Genomic DNA, 24,632 nt, shown 5'->3' with positions numbered 1-24,632 from the left:
CCTATCTATACCGCTTCGTGGCTAGATCTGGTAATCAATCACCACCTCATCCGCCGCCTCTGCCAACACTTTCTCTTTAATATCATGCAAAGAAAGTGTTGGATTACAGAGCTGTATAAAGAACCAAATAAAGTTACGTTGTAACTGACCTCGTTTTAGCCCTAGCCAAACAGTATTAGCATCAAACAAGTGTTCGGCATTTAGTCGTACTAACCCTTTATCACGATGTGCCTCGTAGGACATATCCGCCAGAATGCCGACCCCCATGCCGAGTTCAACATAGGTCTTAATTACATCAGAATCTTGTGCACTGAGTGCAATATCGGGTGTCAGTCCAGCATTTTTGAACGCATTGTCCAAACGTGAACGGCCAGTAATCCCCTGACGATAGGTAATCAATGGCAACGTACTCAGCGTTTCAAGGGTGATATTAGGGTCTTGTGTTAGCGGGTGATTATCCGGCACGACGATAGCGTGGTGCCAGCGATAATAAGGAAACGTGGCGACAGACTCGTCACTCATCAATAGCTCAGTAGCAATACCAATATCCGCTTCACCGGAATGCAGCATGGCTGCAATCTCTTGCGGGTTCCCCTGGCTAATAACTAACTTAACTTGCGGGTATAACAGGCGGAATTCTTTAATCACCCGAGGCAAACTGTAGCGGGCTTGAGTGTGTGTGGTAGCAATATGCAACTGTCCACTATCATTATTGCTGAATACATCAGCCAGACGGCGGATTTGATTAGCATCATTCAGCATGCGTTCGGCTACTGTCAGCAACTCCTTGCCCGGTTCAGTCATCCCGAGCAACCGCTTTCCTCGTCGAACGAAGATCTCAATACCCAATTCTTCTTCTAGTTCGCGAATATGCCGGCTAACACCCGATTGTGAGGTAAATAAAGTATTAGCCACTTCAGTCAGGTTATAGTTGCAACGGGCTGATTCCCGAATAATTTTAAGCTGCTGGAAATTCACATTTAGCCCCTTTTGATTTCACTCTATTTGGTAGATAGATTTACGGGGGAAAATGGCCAGCAACAAATACAAAAAAACCGTTGCTTATGTTTTTTTGTGCTAAGTAAAGCTTATGGCATACATAAATTACTATACTATGGTGGTAAAAATTGAAATAACCCAATTTATCAAAAAGATAGAGGGAATAGAGGGTCTTCTCATTTTGGGACAGAAATTAAAATCAGCTATATTTAATTACTTTTTAATATACCCAGAGCTATTGGTATTGCCGGCAGAGCGCCGACTCCCCTACTGATGCGTCAGTTACCCAGAGGATCGCACTTTGCCGTTAGACGCCCTTTTGGCTCGATGCTAAAATCGCTTAATAAAATTCATCTGCCAAGACTTTATCTCCTTCATATTCATGCCAGGGAGTGAGTTGACATTGATGTTATTCAGCCTTTTTAATATATGTAAGGCTGTTCAGGAGTTACTCATGCCATTGGCTATTATCGCACTCACCATTGCTACCTTTGGCATTGGTACCAGCGAGTTTGTAATTATGGGGTTATTGCCGGAAGTTGCCCATGACTTGGGGGTCAGTATCCCTAAAACCGGGATGTTGGTTTCTGTTTATGCCATGGGTGTGGTAATCGGCGCACCTTTATTGGCTATGGCAACGGCGCGAATCCCGCGTAAATCCACACTTTTGGGTTTAATTGTCCTGTTTATTATTGGCAATGTCCTGTGTGCATTGGCACAAACCTATAACTTATTAATGGCTGCCCGTATTATTGCAGCGCTCTGCCATGGCACTTTCTTTGGTTTGGCATCGGTGGTCGCAACTGATTTGGTCCAACCCAACCGCCGGGCGCGGGCAATAGCATTAGTCTTTATGGGTGTCACATTGGCAAATGTACTTGGTGTGCCATTAGGTACAGCAGTTGGACAAGCTTTTGGTTGGCGAGCCGCTTTCTGGGGTGTCAGTGCTATTGGTATTGTAGCTATCATCGCGGTGATCGCCTGGTTACCGAATAATATTCCGATGAAGAGAATCAGTCCTAAGCTGGAATTCAAAACCCTGATGCAGAAAAAAGTGCAAACCGCCTTACTGCTATCAGTATTAACCAATGCCAGCCTGTTTACTGTTTTCACTTATATTGCACCATTATTGCGTGAGGTGACGCGAGTTTCTGAACATGGCGTTACTGTGGTGTTATTGATTCTTGGGATTGGATTGTCCATCGGCAGCGTGATGGGGGGTCGTTTAGGCGACAAAAACCTGGTGGGATCCATGACCCGGCTAATCGCCATACTGATAGCTATCCTGTTGGCGCTGCATTACACCATTGGTTTCTATTTACCGGCACTACTGACATTGTTTATCTGGAGCATTGTGGCTTTTGCCTTGTGCCCAATGTTACAACTATTAGTGGTGGATCAGGCCCGTGACGCCCCTAATCTGGCATCAACCTTTAACCAAAGCGCGTTCAATTTAGGTAATGCATTGGGCGCCTGGTTCGGTGGCACCTTGCTAGCCTTTGGCCTGCAATTACAGCAACTTCCGCTGGCTGCAATGGTCGTGATGGCTATCGCACTGGTCACTATGTTGCGTTTAAGATTGCATTTCCGTCGAACGGCAATTGTAAAACCCATCAATTAAGCAATCAATTCATCTTGCCCTACATATCTGTGGGGCAAATGCGCCGTTGCAGCCTATCGCACTCTTTTTATGCAAATAATTATCATTAACATTGGTTGATGTTATAGTTTATCCCTTTATAAGCCACAACCTCTGCTGGCTGATGACCAAGAATAAAACATCATAGGATAAGAAGGATAAACTGTGACCACAGGATCAACCGCAGCAAAACCCGCATATCGCCCAGTTCCACCCCGTCTGGTTCAGGTGAAAAAGGTGGTGGATACCTCACCGCATTTACGTCGAATCACCTTCCATAGCCCGACATTGCAGAATTACCCGTCTGATTGCGCGGGCGCTCATTTGAAAATCTTCCTACCTTTGGCGAGCCAAACTCAGCCGCAACTGCCAGTACTTGGTGAAAAAGGTCCAATCTGGCCTGCCGCCGAGGTCCGTCCGATTGTTCGAACCTATTCTGTTCGTGCTTCTCGCCCAGAACTGGGTGAGCTGGATATTGAGTTTGCTATCCATGATCACCGTGGTCCGGCGGTCGATTTTGCCCGCAATGCCAAAGTCGGTGATTGGTTAGGGATTACTAATCCTGGTGGACCGGAAACTATGTTGCCAGCAGCGGCATACAGCTATCTGGTGGGTGACCCCTCCTCACTGCCCGCTATTGCCGCCTTACTGGAAACCCTGCCTGCAAATGCCGAAGGCCATGCCATCATCCGTGTAAATAGCCCGCAAGATGTATTGAATCTGATTAAACCTGCCGGGTTGGAACTAAGTTGGGTCATTGGGGGTACGGAAAAAACAGGTGATGTGATAACCCAATTCTGTGCGCTGAATCTGCTGATGGAAGAGTCAACATTCTGGCTGGCGGGAGAAGATAGCATGGTGGTGCAATTGCGCCGTTATCTGCGCCGAGAAAAAGGGTGTGAGCGGCAGCAACTTTATGCTGTACCCTACTGGCGCGAAGGGCTGAATGAAGAAGATTATCACCATAAGCGCCATGAAGTTATGGACAATATTGACGAGTAAGATTAATTAATATCTGTAAAATCAATGGACATTACCCTGTAGTGTCCGTTTTCATCGCTATTTTTTTCACCCTTTCCAGTTAAAACCTTGTAAATTTTCTGCGACAATTCCCTGTTATTTGTTAGTCTTAAAGCTACTTAGCCTACAATATGGCACTTAATTATCGTTAAATGGCTCTAATGCCCGTTTAATGCAGTAAAGTTATTAGGAGCGCTCTCGAAATGAAGTCGCAAAATGATCCTGGCCGATCTAAATCTCGCCATCACGAATACTCCCTCATCCTGCCGATCATTGCATTGGTCATTCTTAATATCTGGGGTGATACCAGCAATTTTGCTGCTGTTATTGTTATCAACCTGATCGCACTTGTGGGTATCCTGAGCAGTGCTTTTAGCGTAGTGCGCCATGCTGACGTATTAGCACACCGCCTGGGAGAACCCTATGGCTCGTTAATCCTCAGTCTGTCGGTTGTTGTGCTTGAGGTCAGTTTGATCTCAGCCATGATGGCAACAGGTGATGCCGCACCGGCCCTGATGCGCGATACGCTCTATTCAATCATCATGATTGTGATTGGTGGATTGGTCGGTGTTTCCTTGCTGCTCGGCGGTCGCAAATTTGCTACCCAGCATGTCAATCTGGTGGGTATTAAACAGTATCTGATGGCTATATTCCCGCTGGCTATCATTGTGTTGGTGCTACCGAGTACCCTGCCCGGCGGCAACTTTAGCGTGGCACAATCACTGGTTGTCGCAGCAATTTCAGCCGCGATGTACGGTGTTTTTCTGCTGATTCAAACCAAAACGCACCAAAGTCTGTTTGTGTATGAACATGAGGATGAAGGTGACGACCCGAGTGACCCTCACCATGGTAAGCCATCCTCACACAGCAGTTTGTGGCACACATTTTGGTTGTTAATTCATTTAATAGCAGTAATAGCCGTTACCAAATTTGATGCCAACCCATTAGAAGCGCTGCTTACTGAGTTAAATGCACCGGCTAAATTTACCGGTTTCCTGATTGCGCTGCTAATCCTCTCCCCTGAAGGATTAGGGGCGTTAAAAGCGGTGCTGGCTAATCAGGTACAGCGTGCGATGAACCTGTTCTTCGGCTCAGTGCTGGCAACCATTTCACTGACCGTTCCTGCGGTTACCTTGATTGCGGTAATCACCGGGCAAGAGTTGAACTTTGGTCTGGAAGCACCACATATCGTGGTGATGGTCAGCGTGTTGATTTTGTCGCAAATATCATTTTCCACCGGCAGAACCAACGTACTTAATGGTACCGCCCATCTGGCGCTATTTGCCGCTTATATGATGACTATCATGCTGTAACTTCATGCCCGCAAGGGGATAAGCAAAGGGCAAGCGTTTATCGCGCTTGCCCTTTTTTATCGGGTCATCCATTCATAACACTGAGTTATGAATAGGCATTTAGAGTGTGTTGGCAGAGTGCAGAGCGGACACAGTCCTGTTTATCAAAGCGGATGATACCAATCATTTCATCCTCAGCAAAACGCTCCAGCGCGTCACTGAGACCTGATTTCACACCACGCGGAAGGTCGCATTGGGTGATATCGCCATTAACGATGACCGTAACATTTTCACCGAGACGGGTTAGGAACATCTTCATTTGGCTGGCGGTTACATTTTGTGCCTCATCGAGGATCACTACCGCATTCTCAAAGGTACGCCCGCGCATATAGGCGAAAGGCGCAATTTCCACTTTGCCGATTTCTGGGCGCAGACAGTATTGCATGAAAGATGAGCCGAGCCGGCGCAGCAGAATGTCATACACCGGGCGGAAGTAAGGCGCGAATTTCTCAGAGATATCACCAGGTAAGAACCCCAGATCCTCATCAGCCTGTAGTACAGGTCGCGTCACAATTATCCGATCAACTTCTTTGTGAATCAGTGCTTCTGCGGCCTTGGCCGCGCTGATAAAGGTTTTACCACACCCAGCTTCGCCGGTCGCAAAGATGAGCAGTTTATTGTCTATGGCTGATAAGTAATGACCTTGAGCTTCCGTACGCGCCTGAATAACGGAGGTATCACGGCTATCCCGTGCCATACCTATTGATTCAACACCGCCCATTTGCACTAACGATGTCACGTTTTCTTCCTCACGTTGACGATGACTACGTGAATCACGTCTAATTACGCGTTTCGCTTCACGACGAGCTTTGATCACTGCTTTCTGTCTTCCCATAGTGGCACCTTACAGTTTGTTTCACCTACCGCAGCAGCGGTTGCCTGCGCGATTATATCCGTCATACTTCAAGCTGCATGTGTGTTGACTTCCTGCAACTCGAATTACTTTGGGTATATGTTTCACATACGGATGAGGTTTTTGGCTTCCTTCGCAGCCAATAATAGCCAATGAAAAATGCGAGTAGCGTCAACACCCAGGCCCCAAAATGACGTGGGTAAAAACAGGTCTGGGGTGAGAACGATATCGCAAGGGAGTTATTACGTGACATGAATACTTGAAACAATAACGCTGGAGACAAAAATATATCAGGGATAGATAATGACAGTACTGCTGGAAAATGAGAGTCGGAGGGGGAGCCCTCGTAACAACGAGTTGCTTGGGTAAAACAGTGGTCTTGTCTTAACAGCCCAATCATGGACTCTAGCATTAGCGATCCCCGCAGTGATAAACAACAGCCTAAGCTATGCACCGTGTGAAAAATACCGCCAGATGATTACAGTATAATGACACTCTTAAGTTTCGCGATCTCAAAATGTAAAAAAAAATAATTTTTTTATTTGCTCATTTTTTGCTCTGATTATTTTTTGCATCGCGCTATACTATTAAGCCCTGTTTTACTCCGTGCATCAAACGAGCTTCGTAATTTCGCCTTTACCCTTTTTATTTGGGTTATAAGTAAAGACGAAAATAAAAAAAACATCATTAATACAATAGAATAAACTCAAATGTAATTAACCAGATCCTGTCTAACGGCTGATTCTTAAATCCTGTAAACGTGCTATTTGTCGGCCTTCACTATCAAAGTTCTCCAGAGCCAGCCAATCATTAAATGCCTGCTTAATTAATGGCCATTCACGATCAGTTATGGAATACCAATTGGTGTCTCTATTGCGCCCTTTAGTCACAATCGCCTGACGAAATTGGCCTTCATACTGAAAACCAAAACGAGACGCAGCAGAGTTTGAGGGTTCATTCAATGAATCGCATTTCCACTCACAGCGCCGATAGCCTAATTTATCGAAGACATAATGTAATAGTAAATATATTGCCTCCGTCCCTGCTGAGTTACGTTTTAAACGTGGCGACCAATTCACTGAACCTATCTCGATAACACCATTATTCTCATCAATTCGCTGTAAACCAACCGTCCCCAATGCAAGGCCCGTTTGTGCATCAATAACCGTATAGTGGACAGCCCCCGGTGCATTGATCAGGGTTTGCAGATAGTGATGAAAATCAGCTTCATTTTCAGGTCGTTCACAATAAAAATAAGTCCAGTCATCTGCCTCTTTCGCCATGTGATACGCCTGATATAACGACGTTTCATGCTTGTCTGCATTCACTGGCGCGAGATAGCAAAAATGGCCGGGTAAAATCTCACGCTGAGGTTGCTGCGCTGATTGCCAATGCGGTAATTCAGTGCCGATAGTTTGCCCAAAATGGTTTTGCTTCACTGTATGCTCCTTTTAAACACAACTGGCAGAGGAATATCAATTATTACGATACTCAATGATTTCACACGCGGTAATCCCTGCCAAATCATAGCAATATATAAGGCAAGAATGGCAAAACAAAGTGACGTTTTTTGGCGGGGAATAGCTGAAATAATAGCAGGCAGGGTCTGAATACCCGATATAAGTACAGAATGACTTACTATCAGGTATTCAGAGATGATGGCCCATCACCCCCGGCGTAAATTAACTACCGGTGCAACGGTGGGAAGCTGTAGCCCTTCTTTGACGTCCAGCAATTGCCCATGTTCATCATTATATAACGTAAGGCAGGAACCCGCTTGAAGCTGAGCCACCATCTCCGCTGAAAGCTCCATACTGCTAGCCAACTCATCATCATTCAGATGGGGTCGATGCCCACGACGTTCTACCTGAAAACGCACCTGATTGTATTTAGCCCAGATGATGATTACCACGGCATTGAATGCCGCAATCGCCGCATACAATGCCAAGGTTGTCAGGCCACTAATAATATACATTCTGAACGGAATCGGCCCCATATTCGGCGCTCTGCCAATCATGTCGAGAAAACCTTTCACGAACAGAAAGATAAAACCTATCCAGGCCAATGCCGTGATAATAATGTCGATCCAGCGGGGTATCAGCCGCTGTTCAGTGTGAATAAGAGGTGCACTCATGGTTTAACCCTCCCGATCCCACGGTCAGGGCTAACCCAACGCGCACGTTTACGCTTGGTATTGAGCATGACTTTGGGGAACGAAACCACTGTGGTGAACAAGCTCAGCATCCAGTAGACCATGGGATACCAGATAATCCAAAACAGTGAACTACCCAGTTTAGGCTCATAGCGCCGTTCAATGACCAAGCTTATCGCAAACTGCATCAAGCAAGTCAACGCCAGTACCATCCCGGTAAAGGCCGGTGGGAAGACTGTTTGTACATGGATACCTGGCGGTAAAGTAATAACCAATCCCAGTAGGAACAGGATAATACTGAACAGGTAAGTGAACGCCCAGGTTATCGACAGTGAATATTCAAGAAACAGTAACCACATGCGGCGATTACGCCAGCGCCACAGCTTAAACATATTTTTCAGGAAAACTTCAGCCCCGCCCTGCGCCCAACGCAAACGTTGCTTCCACAGACCACGTAAGGTTTCCGGCATCAAAATCCAGCACAAACCGCGAGGCTCAAAGAATACTGACCAGTGCCTGATTTGTAATTTCCAACTGATATCGATGTCTTCCGTGATCATGTCCGGGCTCCAGTAGCCCACATCCGCCAGTGCTCGGCGACGGAACGCAGCAACCACACCAGAGACGGTGAAAACTTGACCATAGACACGTTGTGTCCGTTTAATCAGACCGATGATAGAAGAGAACTCACCAACCTGCACACGGCCAACCAACGTTGAGCGCGTACGGATTCGCGGGTTACCGGTAACCGCACCCGTGCGTGGATTCGCAATCAGCGGCGCGACCAAATAAGGCACCGCTTTGCTGTCCAGTAAGGCATCACCATCGATACATACCAGATATTCACTACGTGCCGCTGCTGCTCCCATACGCAGAGCAATAGCTTTACCCTGATTATGAGCCAGATGAATAACACGTAATCGCGAGTCCTCAGCCAACAGGCCATCCAGCACTTGTGCAGTATCATCACTGGAGCCATCGTTAATGGCGATCACTTCAATATTGGTGTAAGTCTGTGCCAATGCCGCGTGAATGGTTTCCCGCGCATTCTCTCCCTCATTAAAACAAGGGATTAAAATAGACACTAACGGATTACCTTTTAGCTCCGGTGCGGGCACATCATCGCCCCACGGCCAGTGTCTTTCTCGGCGTAGCCAAAAATAGACACCACCGGTTATCCAAATACCGGACATAAAGAGCGGATAGAAGAAAACAAAATTCAGCAACACATCACCGGTAAAGAGCAGGATCATACCCGCAGGTATACTCAGTACCAGGCATAGGATGAGTAACGCAATAATTCTATCGATCATATAAAGGGTACCAGGCAGAAGATAGCACAGGGCGGACATCTTTTAGCGGTGGTTCGCCAGTGATAAAGTTATCCGGATAGTAACCAAAATTTTGCGCGCCATTTAACTGCAACTGGCGCATCCATCCCGCCAGTATCGGGCCGCTGATGGCATTGCTGCCCTCAGGCTTGGTCCAGTCCTTCGATTGCAGTTCAAATACGGTTTTATTCAGGGCCCCAGGGCGCTGTGCAACTTTATTAACTAATTGCGATAGCCACTCATTAGACTCTGATAACGGCACCTTCTCCATTAGCGGCATTGCCATCGGGGCAACCCAATCATAGTTAGCCAGGAAATCATCAAGATTCTGTGCAAACCATGCTTCACTTTCCGGTTCTAAGATCGGCATAGCAAATATATTACGGGCGGATTTTACTTGTGGGCCACGGATATCACGCACCTGGCGTGTTAACTCATTAGTAAAATCAACCAGATATTTACTCTTATATCGCGTCCAGCGGGCCATGGTTTCCGGGTCTTGGCGTATGGTAGCAATCGAACCTGGGAAACCGGCTTTCTCATATGCACGGATAGCATCCGGCGATGCATCTTCAAAATCAGACATTACCGCGTCGTCATGATAGAGAATCCCGTCAATCGGTGCGCTATAGGCCATATCGCGATAAATATCGATGATGCGCTGTCTGACTTCCGGGTTAAATGGCGATAGGCGACGATATTGATCCGGATCGATACTGGTTTTCCCTGTTTTGGGGTCAATACGCTTAATCCGCGGTAACGACGAGTCCATCTCAAATGCCAACACGGGCATCCAGGCATAAACATCCACATCAGGGCGTGATGCTAGTTGCCAGGCAACGCGGTTAAACAGGTCCTGGCGCATAGGTATCCAACGGTTAGGGAAGTATACCTGACGAATATTGCCATCCCCTTTCGGATCAGAAAATGCTTGCAGGAACACCGTGGTAACGCGTAAATCAGAAATCCGTTGTACCAGTTTGTCGAGATTTTCCTTTTCCTGTACCGGGTCTGGATCGTAGAGATAATCCAGGTCAACATGCGCCACCCGCATGATGTCTTTTTCCTGCACAGAGGTAACCAACTGGGCAAAGTCTTTCAACGACGGATTATTACTGATCAAGATACGCGGTATATTCATCAGATCATTGACGTTACCAATACCGGGTTCCAGTGTCATAGCCATCTGGTAACCGTGTTGGCGTAAGATATTTAACACGGTTCCATTGGCTGCACCGTATGGCCAAACCCAGACTCTCGGTTGCTTGCCCGTTGCCTGAATAAGACGCTGAGTTATCAAGGTAACGTCTTTTTCCATCCGCTGCTTGAAAGCCGCTTCAGTTTCATATTTTTTCGTTTTAGGGTCATAAATCAAGTTGGCTGCTGCCGGTTCGGTATTCCCCTGCGGGTTTGCTATCACGCCGTAATGGGAAGCGTAAGTATGTGCACCTATTTCAATCAGTTTTGATTTAGCCATTTCACTGATCTGTTTCCAGGTAAGAAAACGATCGCGATCAGTACTTAAACCACCGAAATCCACCTTCTTATTCGGTGGCGTATCGATCCAAGTCCCCACTGGAGCCAGTACTGCACTCAATTTATTGGCTTCTAACAATGGGTAAACACGGTTATAAAAACTACTGTAACCATCGTCAAAGGTCAGTAAAATGGCTTTATTAGGCAGCGGTGCGCCACCATTACGGGCCGCTAAAATCTGATCAACAGACACCACGTTGTAACGATTGTCCTTTAGCCAGGCCAATTGTTCACTTAATGCGCTGCTTCTTACTGACAGATAGCGTTGGTCTGCGGATTCATCTTCAACGTCGTGATAAGCAATAACCACAAAGGTATTTTTTTGCCACGGCCTTTCACTTAGCGGCAATGCCCGCTCAGCGGGTGGAACGAATACCGGTTTCTCTGCATAACACACCGAGGCCAGCACCGTTATCATTCCTACTACAAGTATTCGTATAAAAAATAGTATCTTCGCCATGGCGCTGATCCCTTAGAAACGGTAATTCAAATCGAAAGCGAGCGAGAGATCGTGCTCACGGACACCATCATAGGGGCGCTTATCGTAGGTCACTGCTATCCCAGTATCCACGACATCATTCCATTGAATGCGTTGCCCATAACCTGCCGTGGTTACCAGACCATTACCGAAGTTTTTCTCCCAATAACCGCCAACACCGAGCTGAATTTGTTGGCTCCAGACGGTTTTATAGTGGCGATACATAATGTGGTTTAAGGTAATGGCAGGGACGTAAGTGAAATCACTTTTCGGGTTATAGTAAATCACGTCTTCTTTGGTGTTATGGCTCGACGCTAACCCTAAGCTAAGATCTGCCGTCAGGTAAGGGCCCGTCCAGACACGTTGGCGTCCGTTGAACTCATATTCCCAACGGTTGTTGCCGTCAGAGAAACGTGACGGTGTCACGCTAATTTCAGCGTCACGCCGATCATCGGCTTTCCAGAACACATACGCTGACGCACTGTTAGCGGATATATTATTTTTTAATGCGCGCAATGGGGTATCTTTGGCCAGTCTCTCAACCTGCCCGCCAACTCGCCAGTGATCATTAAAATCGTACCAAGTCGATAACCGAGCACCGGTTTTGTTACCAAAACCGTAATTCTGATTATTCACTTCAGCCTCAACCCAATGGTCACGGGATGTCCACTCGCCCCCTAACCGCGTAGCACGATTAATGCCTTTTCCTTCTTCAAATTGCGCATTGTCGTAGCTGCCACCACCGAATACCCGCCAGTTTTCAGCTATCGGTGGGCTATACAGCAAGGTTTCAATGCCAAAATCCTTGTTACCACTGATTGGGCTGTTGGAAGAAATAGTTCGATTCCCGGTTACACGCAATTCATACATGTTATGCACTTTGCGCTGACGATCGAGCTCCTGCGAGGGAACATCTTCAGGAGAACGGGTAATCACATCATCAGTGAGTAACTCCATCTGATGCCATTCCTGCAAATCCATCGCAGTTTCAGCTTGTGCACGTTCCAGAATAAGACTGCGTGGCGCCAATGACTCTACTGCTTTCAATTCTTGTTCAGATTTACGTGGTAAATCTTTTGCCAAATAGATACCGGCCAGAGCAATACGTAAATTCTGGTTAGCAGGAGCAGTACTGGATAGCGTTTCCAGTTTTTTCTGCGCCGCAGGCAGATCATTGAGTGCTACCAGGGATTGAACCAGCAGAGTCTGCCCTTCCATCCAGTCATCATTCGGCTCTTTACCTGGCAGACCATAAACGCCAACCTGATACGGCGTTTGTTCGCTATAGTTTTTAGCGAATTGATGTGCCTTATCCAATTGTTCACTTTCATTCAACGAATAATAGAGATCATCTGCATCAAGCAAATCATCGCTATTGCGGAATGTTTTGCCATCGGCGTAATACAAACTGGTCAAGATGGGTGCTGCTTTTTCTGGCATCCGGCGATCGATATAAGCAGATGCCGCCCAGCGACGTGCATAATCCGGCATTTTGTAGCCTTCGGCTTCCATGCTTTCATATTCTTTAATGAGTTGTTCGGTATTACGGCGAACCAATAACGCGCCTAATCTATCGATACGAGCACGTTGATAATCGGCCTGCGCTTCGGGATCTTTGCTCCAGCGGGCTAACAAATCCTGATAATCAGCCAACGCTTGATCAGCAATATAAAATCGCTCCGTCTCGCTGCGTGTTGGTAGTACCGCCATACGGACTTGTTCCGCTGCAGCATCTCGCTCAAGTTGCCGATATTGCTCTGCGGTCACTAATTTTGGATTCTCTTTGGCAAGCTGCAACGCAGGATCGGCAATACGGTTTCTTTGCAGAATCTCGAGGTGATTTTTTAATACTTCCTCAGATTCCGGTGCCAGTCGTACCGCCTCACTCGAGGCCTGCAAAGCATCGTAATTGCGGTTGGTTGCCCGATTAAGATAAGAGAGGGTCATATAGTTTTTTGCAGAAGGGTCACGCGCAGCCAGGTCTTTCGCCTGCTGTAAAGCTTCACCACCGCGCCCGGAATCCGCCTGAGTCATTATCATGCCAGTGATAAGATCTGGGTTGGTTGGGTCTTTCTTTAAACTGCTTTGCCACAATGCCAACGCCTGATCCCAACGTTTTTCATTGCGATATGCACGCGCTGCGGACGCTAAGCCCCGCGAAGAGAGATTCATTGAAGAGTGGTATCTTTCGTAAACGTCAATAACCTCTTGATCACGCCCTGCCCAACCGGCTATTTGTAGCCAGTCGTCTACCTGCCCACTATTGAGAGGGCCAGATTTGGATTCTTTTTGTAAGTAGTCAAGGACCGGCGCGGTATCTCCTGATCTGGCTTGGATGATTAACGAATCATACTGTGTATCTGCCAAAACTGGATTAACTGAAAGGCCGGAAATTAATAGCGCTAATAAAGTTATTCTGTGCCGGTGCAACGGGCGCAGTAGTGTTGTAAATGCGTTATACATTATATAACCCTTAAGCCAGCAACTTGTTTGATGATCAAGGAAAGCTACTTCACGAACATCCATTTTTCATTATGGAATTATGATGAAATGAAGTCCTTAGAATGTATTACAGCATGTTACATAGGATAGTTGAAAGAAAATACTGTTGTCGAATTATTATAGAATATTGTTATTCCAGCGATTAATAGAGGTGAAAATGTGTTATAGCGGTTAGTTTTAATGAAATTAAGATTAATCTTAGGATAAAATCCTTTAAAAAGGTAAAATTTAGCGACTAAATATTTTCACTAAGGGAATCCTGCGATACAGTCGTCTGCAAAAGGGTAGCACGATTTGATTTTCGGGCTGTTTTAGCCTGTTTTTTTTACTACTTTTAATTTTAATATCTAAAATATTATTTATCTTATAACTAGAAAATAAGTCCGCTATTATTAGCAATAGTAGATTATCACTTCCGTTATCATTAAAAATGAACTGATTGAAAACCAGATCTTACTGCCAGAATGCCAGTAACCAAACTATTAAAACACTTCTACAATTTAACTCATTATTTTATATGCATTATTTTTATAACTATTTGAATGTTTGTCATATACGATTTTGACCTAAGAAAAATAGGCTCAGCTAAAATGGCTAGAGTCTATTTTCCAAGATGAATTTAATTCACATAAAGTGAGATGTTCAGCGCAGATTAGTCACAACGTTGTAAGCCGCGATCGAGTTTAGTTAAAAACTCATAACCATTATCAGTAATGAGAATCATATCCTCTAACATAATCGAACCGACCCCAATACCGTAATAGGGTGTTTCAAGGCTTAACACCATCCCAGGCTGGAACGTTTCAGTCGCTAATGTACTGATGAAAGGTGCTTCTTCTAATCCCAAAAATACACCATCACCGTGCCCTAGATGACCACGATTATAATGTGGCAAGCCCGATTTTTTAATGACGTCCATGGTGGAATCAAAAACATCTTTTAATTTAACCCCCGGTGCCACCCTTGAGAGCATATGTTCATGACCGATTCTAATGGTGTCATATATCTGCTTTGCTAGTGGGTCCGGCTCCCCCAGAACAAAAGTTCGCGCCAGATCGGCCCCATAACCTGCAACATCCACACCGCAGTCAAACTTAATTAAGTCTCCCGGCTTAGCTGGAGTGTCATCCGCCAGCATTTTAGGCGAGAAGTTATCACCAACCGAAATAAGATTGAAACGGGAGAAGTTCGTTTCCGGAAACGTCATTACTGCGGCTTTGAATGCCGCCGTCAATTGTGCCGCAGTACAACCGACGCGAATTTCTTTCGCTGCACGGGCAATACCAAACTCGGTTATTTCAGCACTTTTACGCAGATGTTCAATCTCCCACGGGCTTTTGATCATCCTGATTTCATTAAATAATGGCGTTGAATCAACCAATTTCAGCCCTGGCGCTACTTTGTCCAGAACACCTTTTCCCCCGTTAGACATGGCATGTAATTCAATGGCAATGGTCTTACCCAGCACCCCGGCGTCCTCAAGCGCTGCTTTGACTAAACTAAAAACAGCTTCAACTGGCGGGCCAATCGGCCGCTCACGCTTGGTCTGATGATTAAGGGGATTGCGTGGGTCATCGACATCGACCCACACCGGAAAGGTTTTTAGCACCATATTCGGCATATCAAAGTGGGCACTGGCTGCCTCAAACTCATTCATGATGATTTGCGAAGGAATTGCTGCATCACGGAACATAATCGCCACCGCCGCACCGGTATGGCGGAAGGTATACATAAAGAAGCTGGCGAACCCAGTGAGATAGTAGAAATTATCACAAACGGTGACCACCAGAGCATCAAGCCCTTCTCGCTCCATTACCGTACGGGCTTTGCGACTTACCGCGTCTAAATGCGCAATCTTTTCTTTATTCACCAAACTTTCCTTCAAGGCTTATTTTATCTGTAATCTGAATAATATACCTAAAGTCATTGAAGTTGCAGGTGCAGAGCTAAGACAATTTGTTACCGACTAATCAATCGTGTAATTCACCGACATCACTCCTTTTTTCTCCGAAATGGACTGAACAATAACCTTTCCCACATCGCGCAGCGAACTAACATGGGTACCGCCACAGGCATACGCGGGCAATTCACCAAATCCGATTTCGCGAAAATCACCCTGGATCAACGTCTGTCGGGCTAAATCCTGATGAATAAACTGCTCTAAAGCTATCTGAACAATATTAATATCAATTGGATGCGGATTTTCAGTCGGTTTAAATGAGACTCGGCCCTCACCCGGCCAGTGATGTGCCTTTATTGGCAACCAGCCATAACTTTCGCCAATATTGCCAATGATATGCCCAGCGGAATGCATGCGTGCATTCAGAATACGCCGGTCACTGTCGATACACGCGGGTTGTATCCCTAATGCAACGGGCAGCGCCACATAATGAACTAATTGATGTTGCACCACCACCACATGTAATACCGGGCTGCCGCCAATCGTACCGGTATCGCAAGGTTGCCCACCGCCTTGCGGATGGAAAATAGTAGCCTGCAATATTAAAGCAAATCGCTCACCATCAGGAGTACAACTCAGGACATTTACATCCGTAGCCAGCGTATCGTTATCAAAAAATAGACGAGTAGTCACAATCATTATCCTTTTATCATTTCCATTATGATTATATTAATGCCAATCTATTGTGATAATCCGTCATAACCTCAAAGGACTGTTGCGCTGTGAGCACAAATACGCCTCTGACTCTGCTAAGCGAAATGGCTATTTTCGTTAAAGTGGTAGAAACCGGTAGTTTCTCGGCAGTTGCACGCCAGTTAGGCGTTTCACCTTCAGCAATCAGCCGTAGCGTCAGCCGACTCGAAAAAGCGCTGGCTACGCGCTTATTGCAACGAACTACGCGTAAATTGCGATTGAGTGAAAGTGGCGAAGAGGTTTTTAAACGCTGTCATGCGATGCTTAGTGCAGCCAATTCAGTGATGGAAGTCAGTGGCCAGTACAATCTGGAACCGGAAGGGCTTATTCGTATCAGTGTACCAAAAGCGGTTGGCCGTTTTGTCGTTCACCCGCATATCCCTGAATTCTTGCGCCGCCACAGTAAAATAGATGTACAACTGATCTTAGATGACCGCTACGTTGATTTAATTGATGAAAATATCGATTTGGCAATTCGTATTACTGACCAACCCCCTGCTGGAATGATTGGCCGGCAATTGATGGCTATCGAACATTTGTTGTGCGCCACACCCGAATATCTCGCCACCCATGAGGTTCCCCTGCATCCGCATGATTTAGTGCACCATAGCTGTATTTATCTCGGAGAGACGCCAGGAGACGCCCGCTGGAAATTCCGTCAAGGTAGCAAAGCGGTAACTGTCGCGGTACGGGGCCGCTACGCAGCTAACCATACCGGTGTCAGGCTAGATGCTGTCTTGCAGCATATAGGTATCGGCAGCCTACCTTATTTTACGGCCAGAACAGCATTGCAACAGGGACTGATAGTACCGGTATTACCAGAATGGCGCTTTATCAGTTCGTACAGCGGTGGCTTATGGTTACTCTACCCGCCAACCCGCTATTTACCCCCCAAGCTGCGCGTATTTATTGATTATATTGTCGGTTGTTTGCGTAAAGAATCCAACTTACCCCCCGCGGCGGTTAAATTACCCGCGATTTAATATGCTGTATTAAACCCAACTAAGTCGCAGGTTGGGTACCTGGGGTGCAATTACCGTTTTTTCGCCAATAATGTCGCAAAGCGCAGTTTTATCCGATTACCTTCGGCGTCGGTCTTATGTAATTGCCCAACATCTTCGTTGTACTTAATAATATCCCAATCTTTATAGTAATGGCTTAACTCACCCGACTTTAATGTAAAGGAGAACGGCACAGTACAAGGGAAGTCATCCGTAGACATGGCAGAGATAATCAAATTATAACCACCGGACAAGGTACACTCCTGCATATTATTAATAATAGAGGGAATTCTTTCCGGTTGTAGGAACATCAGGACCACAGTCGATAGAATAAAATCATAGCGGTTGTCCACACTGGCTTCATTAATATTGTAAGTGCTGGCGGTAATATTTTGCAGATTTTCCTGTACTATAATCTGCTGTAAATTATGGATACTATCGCTATTTTTGTCTACCGCCGTGACATCAAAACCCAATAAATTCAAATACAAAGAATTACGACCAGAACCACAGCCTAAATCTAATGCTTTACCCGGTTTAACCATTTTCACGGCTTCAATGACTTCAGAGTGCGTCGGGGTTAAATTGTATTTTTTATGATAAAAATCTTCTGCCGTGCAATAGAAACTGAGTTGGCATTGCAGGTCATCTGAACAAGCGGCAATACGGTGCCAGACTTGGGGTTCTATAAAGGGCGGCTGCTGCTCACAAGAGAAGCTATGCCTCGCCAAAGTATTCCCCGCTTCATCGAGGATCAGAAAATCCATCTCCCCGTTTAGAATGGTCAGTTTGGCCCAAGTACCCGCCTTGGTATTGTGTTTTTCCCGGAACATCGCCGGTACAGCGGTACTATTCCAGACAGGTAACTCTTTATAACACAGCAGTGCTGATGTATTTTCCATACTGATATTCCTCAGATAACTTAAAGATGTATTTAATATGCAACATATAATACAGCATTAACATTATCAAATGAAGCCGTCGGAACAAACAAATTCGGCACGAGATTTGGTTTATTTAAATCAGTCAACAAATTGAAATAAAAGATAATATTGCATCAAGGCATTGTGCGTTTAATCGTTTTTAAGTTTTCGATATGGTCGGCCAGTTTTTGAATGTCGTCATCCGTCAGATGTGCTTTGGCCTTATTGCCCCGGCCAACAATCTTGCCATCGCGGCGAGCAGTTAGACCATCAACAATTTCATCACGCGATAACGATATCAGTGGCGGTGCTTTATCCAAGCCTTTGCGATCAGCCGAACGCCCATGGCAACTTGAACAGGTTTGTTTATAAATATGCTCACCGTCAGTGGCTGCCTGAGCCGTGACACTGAGCAGCAGGACACCCACGGTTAACAACAGCACTGCTTTCATTATGCACCCGCCGCCCATTGTTGGAACAACGTAACCAGCCCCTGCTCATTACGCGCGCCCTGATGCAATTGCGTCACTTTACCACTGCGGTCAATCAGAAAAGAAGTCGGGGTGCCAATAACCTGGTAGCGTTCTTGTGTGATACCTAATTGATCACGAATAACCGGATAACTAATATTCCGCTGTGCCAACACCGGATTGATATCCACCTGTTCAGGATCGGTGTTAATCGCCACAACCACGATATCATCCCGATATTCCTGACTCAGTTTATTCAGTGCCGCCATTTCAGCCAGACAACCGCCACAGCTAGCTGACCAGAAATTGAGGTACACCTGCTTACCTTTCCATTGATCAAGTGCCACCGGCTTGCCTTTTAGGTCATAAGCTGCCAATTGTGGGGCCGCTTCACCCACCACCAACTCTTCTTGTTTGCACGCGCTAAGTAGCAATAACACACCACACATGCCGATAACTTTTAACCGATTACGCCACATGATGACGGCTCTCTTCATTAAGATATTTACCGTGCTGGAGCCGGATTATCCGATCAGCAACACACCCTAAATCTGGATTGTGGGTAACCATGACAATGGTTCTACCCTGACGATGAATATGGTTTAGCAGATCCAGCACCCGCTGTTCATTCTCTTCATCAAGATTACCGGTCGGTTCATCAGCAAAAATGATAGGAGGCTGATTAACAAGCGCACGTGCAATACACACTCGCTGTTGCTCACCACCAGAGAGTTGGCTAGGCAGATGCCCCATACGTGGTGTCATCCCGACCTGTTCTAAAACCTGCCGCGCGGCGTCTTCATCAACCACACTGTGATAATGCTGCGCTAACATAATGTTCTCTAACGCAGTCAGGTAAGGAATCAGGTGAAATTGTTGAAAAACCAGCCCTATCTTGTCAGCCCGAAACTGCCGGCGGCCTTCTTCGTCTAAGCCTGCGGCATCAATACCGTCAAGTAACACCTGCCCTTCGCTAACGGTATCCAGACAGGTCAGGATATTCATTAATGTTGTTTTACCTGAGCCGGACGCCCCCATAATCGCGACAAACTCACCACGATTAATGCGAATATTAATGTCTTCCAGCGCTGTAACTTGACCAAAACGCTTATATAAATGTCGGGTTTCAATGACGGCATCCGCGGTGTATTCAGGTTTCACCCGTGTTAATGGCGATGTCATTTGCTACTCTCCTTTCAGGACTTTAGCGGGTTCGATATGAATAGCCCGACGGGTGGGAACAATGGCCGCCACGGCGGCGACTAACAATGACAATATCAGGGTCAATGGCAGTACTGGTGCTCGCAAAGCGATTGCCGCACTGAACACCGTCTGGCCCAATACTTGCGCCAACACATACCCAAGCAAAGCACCGCAGACTGCGGCAGCCAGCGATATGATCAGTGTTTCAGTCAGCATCTGACGAATAATATCGGCACCACTGGCACCCAATGCTTTTTGCAAGGCGAACTCTTTTGAACGCTCACCCACTATCGCCATTAAGGTGGTGTTAACGCACAGTGATGACAAAATGAGGATCACCACCGAGACCAGCCCCATCAGCCCTTTTATTTTATCAAGCACCTGCCCTTCAGAAGCCGAGACCTTACGGATTGGCCGAATTTCAAGATCGGGATATTGCTCACGCAGGCGGCTGGCAAATGTTTCAACCTGCCCCACATCATTACTGACGCTAAGGAGCGCATTGCTGATATGCCCCGGTTGATTGAGCCATTTTTGCGCCAGTTCAAGATTGACGATTAACATGTTATCCGTGGCGTCACCCGCTTCAACAATACCTTTGACCTGAAGACGCTGGCGAGTCGCTCCATTCACCAATGTAATGGTATCGCCTACTTTGACGTGCAAGCGTTCGGCAAGTTTGACACCAATCATGGCATTGCGATCATCAAAACTGACGCCGATCCAGTTGCCGGTGACTTGCCAGTAGGGAACGAGCTGTTGTAGGGATTCAAACCATACCCCCATCAGCACCACTTTTTCCAATTCGGTGCGGGCCATACCATAAATATAGGGGCTGGAAGCATTGATAAGCCCTTTTGGTGCCGCATCTATAATTGGCTGAAATCGCTGTTGTTCAAAAGAGTTACCATGCCCTGGGCCGATATAGAAATTGGCACCAAAGGTTCGTAACTCCTGACTCATCTTGGCATTAATATCGAAATAAACTGCTGACATTGCGGTGACAATCGCTGCACCAACAGTGAGTGCGGCAAATACCACACTGACCCGTTGCATCCGCAGGCGCAGTGCACGTAATACCAATCGCCAGAACATACTATTACTGACTTTATGCTGAATTGCCCGATGATTAACGGCCATAAAGCACCTCCACCGGATAGAGACTGGCAATACGCCGGGCAGGGAACCAGGTACCTATGACGGCAATCAACACGGATATCACCAGCACACAGGGCACCACCATCCAGGCAAAACTGAGCGGAGCGCCAAACAACATCAGGCCAATGGTTTTTGCCAAGCCCCAGCCAGCCAAACAGCCTGCCAGACCACCAATCAAGCCACTGATTGCTGCTTCAAGATAAAACAGCATCAAAATTTGCCACTGACGCGCCCCCAATGCTTTCATCAAACCAATCTCTTTAGCGCGTTCCATAATCGTGCTGGTCATCAGCGATGCAATCCCCATTGCCGCAGCAATCAACGCCGCCAGTGTAACCACCGCCAACAGCAGTTGTATCTTTTCAATCACCACCCCTTCAGATGCAGCAACTTGCCAAATTGGCCGCACCACGGAGCCAGAAATAGCCTCTTCCAATTGGTGTGCAATTGAAGAAACATAGGCGGTGCAATACCACAGGTCATATTCTTCGGCATTGAGGGCTTCAAGGTTTTCGCGCGCTTTACGCGACAACTCATTTTCTGGCACAGTCAATGCTGAGACCCGCACTGCCTGGATTTTTCCTGGCAAGCCGAGGAGTGATTGCACTGCGCTTAGGGGTAACACCAGGCGGCTCTCTTCTTCACCACCACTACTCAGCACCCCACTTATCTTCACCATTAGTGGGCCAGAAGCACCGTTGAGGTGCAACTCATCACCGACTTTCCAACCAGTTTGCTGTGCCAGTTGTTTACCTAACAATGCCTCAGCCATTGTCGCATCGGCTTTAACTGGCTCCTGCGGCCAGTTACCACTAACCTGCCAATACGGGCTGATAATTTGCTGACCGGTGTGATAGTCCTCTTCATCGGGTACATCAACCGGCTGATTAAAATAGGTCCCCAGCAGCGGAATAATTTGACCCTTAACATCAGTTTCGCCGCTCAGTAATGGCGCAAAACCGACAATATTGTTACGCCAAAAAATATCTTTGATATTGGGTAACTCAGCTTGATCGAGGAAATCCTGCCCGGTAAGTGGGTTACTCTGCTCGCCGAGCAATGAAGGCAGTGCCACCTGCCCAGCAGGTTCAATCAAAATATTGGCACCATAAGACTTCAACTCACGTGACATTTTATCGCCAATATCTATCGATACCGCCAACAATGACGAGATGAGTCCGGCAGCAAGGAAGACCGTAAATACCGCCAGGGATTTACGCCGGACATTCCTGAACCAAGACTGCTTGAGCATGCGCCATAACATAATTATGGATTCTCCTGCGTGTCACTGTCTTCACCACTGGCAACCGGCGTCACAAACTGCTCCGGGTGTTCACGGAAACGGTTGTAATTCGCCTCAGATGAGAAGAAATAGGTCTTCTCGCCATAACTGTACTTATATTCGGCCTTTTGATTGGTGAGGTGAGTTTTATCAACCGGATCAATTACATCAAGCGTTACTACCGTGGTGAAGTAATTGACACCCGCCTCCAAAGAGGCTTTGGGAATGACTAACTCTTTATCGTCACTTTTCCACCCCTCCAACGGTATCGGGTTACAGCCCCCTGCTTTACCGATCGACGGAATGAAAATATGCACGGCGCAGGCAACACAAATGACCTGATTGCCTTCCATGACATACCCTTGATCACCACACAACAAGCAGGCATCGAAAACCACACTCAGGCGCAGACGATCGGGATAACGGTTAATAATAAAGAAACGTACTGCTTTACCATCATCGGCGACCCAGACAAAACGATGCAACTTACCATCGCGTACCTGCTCTACTGGAATACGGACTAAACCATCAGCCGAGAGTGTCACGGGTAAGGCCTCGGACAACTGGGGCGGTTGAGAAGCGACTTTATCCCAGTAGAGTTGAGCACCTGCGACTATTACCCATGCCAGCAAGGAAAAAATAAAGATTCGGCGTACATTACGGTAATCAGCTAATGCTTTACGGTGAGCGATCGGGTCTGAATTTTCACCGACGATCCGGCGGGAATTACATAACGGTATCAAGTAACACAGCGTCGTAAATGCCAGAAGCAGCGCACAAATGTAACTCAACCAGGCATGCCCATTGGTAACTAAAGCGACATAACTGAGTAGTGATTTGGTCAGTGGCACAACCTGTAACTTCATCAATAACAGAATGCCATCGCCACTGAGTGGCAAAATCAGTAATACCGTTATCAGTATCAATAGTGGCCAACGGCAACGAGGCAATTGCCTGACCATCATCAGCAATAATGCGGCACTGAAAATCACCCAGCCAAATGCCACGACAATAGCCGCCAAATTGAGCAGTAAATCAGTGTTGATGACATGGGTATTGGTAAAGGCACCGAGATTCGGATTATTACCCCAATTGAATGCTGCGCCCAATACCAACAGGGCTTGCCAGACATAACCTAACGACTGGCGGAGCGTAAATTGACTTAACAAGAATAACAGCAGTGCGAGAAGTTGAACCCCCGCCAGAACTAACTGCAATTGCTGCGATTTTGGGTAATGGGTACCGGCCCAAATACCCACGATAGCCATGAGTATCGTTATCCATACCACCCGGTTCAATGCAGGAGCTGGCCTGAATGCCCAACTTAACCCCAATAACAACGCTACCGGTAAAAAGGCTTGTAGCACGGAAACAAAAAAATAACTCATTAGCACACACCTTGGGCAAGATAATCACAACACCTGCCAGTTATCACTGATCAGCTTTTACATCGCGCGGATAAAAACGCGCTGACTATCCAGCATTAAGAAAAAGCCGCGATAACTGTTTTAGTCATCGCGGCCATTGTTATCAATTCAAACCGGTATATTTAAAGTCATAACTCACATCAAACGGTTTCCACCAGCGGCCGACACCCGTTTCGCTATCAGTATGGCGATGTAACCCGGCTTTAGATGGCTCACTGATATGGTAAGTAACTTTATAGTTACCTACGCCCATCATTTTAATATTGGCACCGTAGTGTGGACCGTCACTGGCAACCATCGGCATGAATGTGCCTTCTTGTTTGGTACCAGTATCCGTATTCACCAAGGTATAAGCGATAGTCAGGTACGGCATCCATTCACCGGCACCAAATCCATTCTTATTGCCTTCGGTGGCATGGATATCCGCCTCCAGATGAATGTCAGCTTTCGCGGCAGGCAAACCCATGCCACGCGGTTCCATATCGATTGGCTGCAAGTAAACTGCAGCAATTTCCATATCGTTGATCTTGATAGGCTCGCCAGCCGGATACTCTTTAAAGGCGAAAGCAGCAGGCGCTGCAAAAATGCTGGCGATAATGCTGCTGGCAATAATCGTTTTCTTCATGGTCATGTAGCACACCCTCTGGTATCAA

At 46.6% G+C, this 24,632-nt stretch carries 21 protein-coding genes and 1 pseudogene; 4 read left to right on the top strand and 18 right to left on the bottom strand.

Features of this window, described 5'->3' with window-relative positions; translation table 11 throughout:
* Nucleotides 1–21 precede the first annotated feature (21 nt).
* On the bottom strand, nucleotides 22–978 hold the full coding sequence (gene cbl, locus Q2T71_RS09090) for an HTH-type transcriptional regulator Cbl (protein ID WP_083159056.1): 957 nt from the start codon (nucleotides 976–978) through the stop codon (nucleotides 22–24).
* A 475-nt stretch (nucleotides 979–1,453) separates the two neighbouring features.
* Here cbl and Q2T71_RS09085 point away from each other — a divergent pair, with 475 nt between their 5' ends.
* From Q2T71_RS09085 to chaA, 3 genes are all read left to right on the top strand, one after another.
* The gene (locus Q2T71_RS09085) at nucleotides 1,454–2,620 is read left to right on the top strand and encodes an MFS transporter (protein ID WP_372558854.1); all 1,167 of its coding nucleotides are present in this window, start codon (nucleotides 1,454–1,456) and stop codon (nucleotides 2,618–2,620) included.
* A 183-nt stretch (nucleotides 2,621–2,803) separates the two neighbouring features.
* Nucleotides 2,804–3,640: a siderophore-interacting protein gene (locus tag Q2T71_RS09080; RefSeq protein ID WP_372558853.1), complete on the top strand. Its 837-nt coding sequence runs from the start codon at nucleotides 2,804–2,806 to the stop codon at nucleotides 3,638–3,640.
* Between the two features lie 221 nt (nucleotides 3,641–3,861).
* Nucleotides 3,862–4,971, top strand: coding sequence for a sodium-potassium/proton antiporter ChaA (chaA, locus tag Q2T71_RS09075; RefSeq protein WP_083159060.1), 1,110 nt, complete (start codon nucleotides 3,862–3,864; stop codon nucleotides 4,969–4,971).
* Nucleotides 4,972–5,056: 85 nt separating this feature from the next.
* Here the strand turns inward: chaA and phoH are convergent, their stop codons facing one another.
* The 9 genes and pseudogenes from phoH to Q2T71_RS09030 all read right to left on the bottom strand — a co-directional run bounded on the left by phoH (nucleotide 5,057) and on the right by Q2T71_RS09030 (nucleotide 16,455).
* Nucleotides 5,057–5,845: a phosphate starvation-inducible protein PhoH gene (gene phoH / locus Q2T71_RS09070; protein WP_032906294.1), complete on the bottom strand. Its 789-nt coding sequence runs from the start codon at nucleotides 5,843–5,845 to the stop codon at nucleotides 5,057–5,059.
* A gap of 122 nt (nucleotides 5,846–5,967) precedes the next feature.
* A pseudogene (locus Q2T71_RS09065) lies at nucleotides 5,968–6,275 on the bottom strand (hypothetical protein).
* A 319-nt stretch (nucleotides 6,276–6,594) separates the two neighbouring features.
* Complete coding sequence (locus tag Q2T71_RS09060; RefSeq protein ID WP_372558852.1) at nucleotides 6,595–7,302, bottom strand: GNAT family N-acetyltransferase; 708 nt, start codon at nucleotides 7,300–7,302, stop codon at nucleotides 6,595–6,597.
* A gap of 227 nt (nucleotides 7,303–7,529) precedes the next feature.
* Nucleotides 7,530–7,997, bottom strand: coding sequence for a poly-beta-1,6-N-acetyl-D-glucosamine biosynthesis protein PgaD (gene pgaD / locus Q2T71_RS09055; RefSeq protein ID WP_372558851.1), 468 nt, complete (start codon nucleotides 7,995–7,997; stop codon nucleotides 7,530–7,532).
* A complete protein-coding gene (gene pgaC / locus Q2T71_RS09050) occupies nucleotides 7,994–9,328 on the bottom strand; it encodes a poly-beta-1,6-N-acetyl-D-glucosamine synthase (protein WP_083159063.1) in 1,335 nt (444 codons plus the stop codon). The genes pgaD and pgaC overlap by 4 nt, the downstream gene beginning before the upstream one ends.
* Nucleotides 9,318–11,342 (bottom strand): poly-beta-1,6-N-acetyl-D-glucosamine N-deacetylase PgaB, encoded by a 2,025-nt coding sequence (gene pgaB / locus Q2T71_RS09045; protein WP_372558850.1) that lies wholly within the window; start codon nucleotides 11,340–11,342, stop codon nucleotides 9,318–9,320. Before pgaB ends, pgaC begins: the two co-directional genes overlap by 11 nt.
* A gap of 12 nt (nucleotides 11,343–11,354) precedes the next feature.
* Nucleotides 11,355–13,823 carry a poly-beta-1,6 N-acetyl-D-glucosamine export porin PgaA gene (gene pgaA, locus Q2T71_RS09040; RefSeq protein ID WP_372558849.1) on the bottom strand — a complete coding sequence of 823 codons (2,469 nt, stop codon included), beginning with the start codon at nucleotides 13,821–13,823 and terminating at the stop codon, nucleotides 11,355–11,357.
* A 691-nt stretch (nucleotides 13,824–14,514) separates the two neighbouring features.
* Nucleotides 14,515–15,732 carry a M24 family metallopeptidase gene (locus Q2T71_RS09035; RefSeq protein ID WP_372558848.1) on the bottom strand — a complete coding sequence of 406 codons (1,218 nt, stop codon included), beginning with the start codon at nucleotides 15,730–15,732 and terminating at the stop codon, nucleotides 14,515–14,517.
* A 96-nt stretch (nucleotides 15,733–15,828) separates the two neighbouring features.
* Entirely contained in the window at nucleotides 15,829–16,455 is a 627-nt protein-coding gene (locus Q2T71_RS09030) for an alanyl-tRNA editing protein (protein ID WP_372558847.1), read from the bottom strand.
* An 89-nt stretch (nucleotides 16,456–16,544) separates the two neighbouring features.
* On the opposite strand from Q2T71_RS09030, the gene Q2T71_RS09025 reads away from it, so the two are divergent.
* Nucleotides 16,545–17,498 carry a LysR substrate-binding domain-containing protein gene (locus tag Q2T71_RS09025; protein WP_372558846.1) on the top strand — a complete coding sequence of 318 codons (954 nt, stop codon included), beginning with the start codon at nucleotides 16,545–16,547 and terminating at the stop codon, nucleotides 17,496–17,498.
* Between the two features lie 50 nt (nucleotides 17,499–17,548).
* On the opposite strand, the gene tehB is transcribed toward Q2T71_RS09025, so the two are convergent.
* The 8 genes from tehB to Q2T71_RS08985 all read right to left on the bottom strand — a co-directional run bounded on the left by tehB (nucleotide 17,549) and on the right by Q2T71_RS08985 (nucleotide 24,610).
* Nucleotides 17,549–18,418 (bottom strand): SAM-dependent methyltransferase TehB, encoded by an 870-nt coding sequence (gene tehB, locus Q2T71_RS09020; protein WP_372558845.1) that lies wholly within the window; start codon nucleotides 18,416–18,418, stop codon nucleotides 17,549–17,551.
* 155 nt (nucleotides 18,419–18,573) lie between these two features.
* Complete coding sequence (locus Q2T71_RS09015; RefSeq protein WP_372558844.1) at nucleotides 18,574–18,891, bottom strand: cytochrome c; 318 nt, start codon at nucleotides 18,889–18,891, stop codon at nucleotides 18,574–18,576.
* Complete coding sequence (locus Q2T71_RS09010) at nucleotides 18,891–19,358, bottom strand: TlpA family protein disulfide reductase (protein ID WP_372559889.1); 468 nt, start codon at nucleotides 19,356–19,358, stop codon at nucleotides 18,891–18,893. Before Q2T71_RS09010 ends, Q2T71_RS09015 begins: the two co-directional genes overlap by 1 nt.
* Before the next feature lie 19 nt (nucleotides 19,359–19,377).
* On the bottom strand, nucleotides 19,378–20,091 hold the full coding sequence (locus Q2T71_RS09005; RefSeq protein ID WP_083159071.1) for an ABC transporter ATP-binding protein: 714 nt from the start codon (nucleotides 20,089–20,091) through the stop codon (nucleotides 19,378–19,380).
* A gap of 3 nt (nucleotides 20,092–20,094) precedes the next feature.
* Complete coding sequence (locus Q2T71_RS09000; protein WP_193784820.1) at nucleotides 20,095–21,207, bottom strand: FtsX-like permease family protein; 1,113 nt, start codon at nucleotides 21,205–21,207, stop codon at nucleotides 20,095–20,097.
* 34 nt (nucleotides 21,208–21,241) lie between these two features.
* A complete protein-coding gene (locus tag Q2T71_RS08995; protein ID WP_372558843.1) occupies nucleotides 21,242–22,534 on the bottom strand; it encodes an ABC transporter permease in 1,293 nt (430 codons plus the stop codon).
* Nucleotides 22,535–22,536: 2 nt separating this feature from the next.
* Complete coding sequence (locus Q2T71_RS08990; RefSeq protein ID WP_372558842.1) at nucleotides 22,537–23,940, bottom strand: Fe-S-containing protein; 1,404 nt, start codon at nucleotides 23,938–23,940, stop codon at nucleotides 22,537–22,539.
* Nucleotides 23,941–24,082: 142 nt separating this feature from the next.
* Nucleotides 24,083–24,610: an iron transporter gene (locus tag Q2T71_RS08985; RefSeq protein ID WP_083159075.1), complete on the bottom strand. Its 528-nt coding sequence runs from the start codon at nucleotides 24,608–24,610 to the stop codon at nucleotides 24,083–24,085.
* Nucleotides 24,611–24,632 lie beyond the last annotated feature (22 nt).

The sequence above is a fragment of the Yersinia sp. 1652 StPb PI genome, assembly GCF_041538345.1.
GTDB classification, from domain to species: domain Bacteria; phylum Pseudomonadota; class Gammaproteobacteria; order Enterobacterales; family Enterobacteriaceae; genus Yersinia; species Yersinia enterocolitica_E.
The sequence above is the reverse complement of the archived record's forward strand: the minus strand, read 5'-3'. Positions and strand labels throughout refer to the sequence as shown.

Excerpts from the sequence above, each read along its gene's own strand:
- Q2T71_RS09005 (WP_083159071.1), bottom strand. The coding sequence starts at position 20,091 with ATGACATCGCCATTAACACGGGTGAAACCTGAATACACCGCGGATGCC.
- pgaA (WP_372558849.1), bottom strand. The coding sequence starts at position 13,823 with ATGTATAACGCATTTACAACACTACTGCGCCCGTTGCACCGGCACAGA.
- chaA (WP_083159060.1), top strand. The coding sequence starts at position 3,862 with ATGAAGTCGCAAAATGATCCTGGCCGATCTAAATCTCGCCATCACGAA.
- Q2T71_RS09000 (WP_193784820.1), bottom strand. The coding sequence starts at position 21,207 with ATGTTCTGGCGATTGGTATTACGTGCACTGCGCCTGCGGATGCAACGG.
- pgaB (WP_372558850.1), bottom strand. The coding sequence starts at position 11,342 with ATGGCGAAGATACTATTTTTTATACGAATACTTGTAGTAGGAATGATA.
- Q2T71_RS08985 (WP_083159075.1), bottom strand. The coding sequence starts at position 24,610 with ATGACCATGAAGAAAACGATTATTGCCAGCAGCATTATCGCCAGCATT.
- Q2T71_RS09010 (WP_372559889.1), bottom strand. The coding sequence starts at position 19,358 with ATGTGTGGTGTGTTATTGCTACTTAGCGCGTGCAAACAAGAAGAGTTG.
- Q2T71_RS08990 (WP_372558842.1), bottom strand. The coding sequence starts at position 23,940 with ATGAGTTATTTTTTTGTTTCCGTGCTACAAGCCTTTTTACCGGTAGCG.
- Q2T71_RS08995 (WP_372558843.1), bottom strand. The coding sequence starts at position 22,534 with ATGTTATGGCGCATGCTCAAGCAGTCTTGGTTCAGGAATGTCCGGCGT.
- pgaC (WP_083159063.1), bottom strand. The coding sequence starts at position 9,328 with ATGATCGATAGAATTATTGCGTTACTCATCCTATGCCTGGTACTGAGT.
- Q2T71_RS09085 (WP_372558854.1), top strand. The coding sequence starts at position 1,454 with ATGCCATTGGCTATTATCGCACTCACCATTGCTACCTTTGGCATTGGT.
- phoH (WP_032906294.1), bottom strand. The coding sequence starts at position 5,845 with ATGGGAAGACAGAAAGCAGTGATCAAAGCTCGTCGTGAAGCGAAACGC.
- pgaD (WP_372558851.1), bottom strand. The coding sequence starts at position 7,997 with ATGAGTGCACCTCTTATTCACACTGAACAGCGGCTGATACCCCGCTGG.
- tehB (WP_372558845.1), bottom strand. The coding sequence starts at position 18,418 with ATGGAAAATACATCAGCACTGCTGTGTTATAAAGAGTTACCTGTCTGG.
- Q2T71_RS09015 (WP_372558844.1), bottom strand. The coding sequence starts at position 18,891 with ATGAAAGCAGTGCTGTTGTTAACCGTGGGTGTCCTGCTGCTCAGTGTC.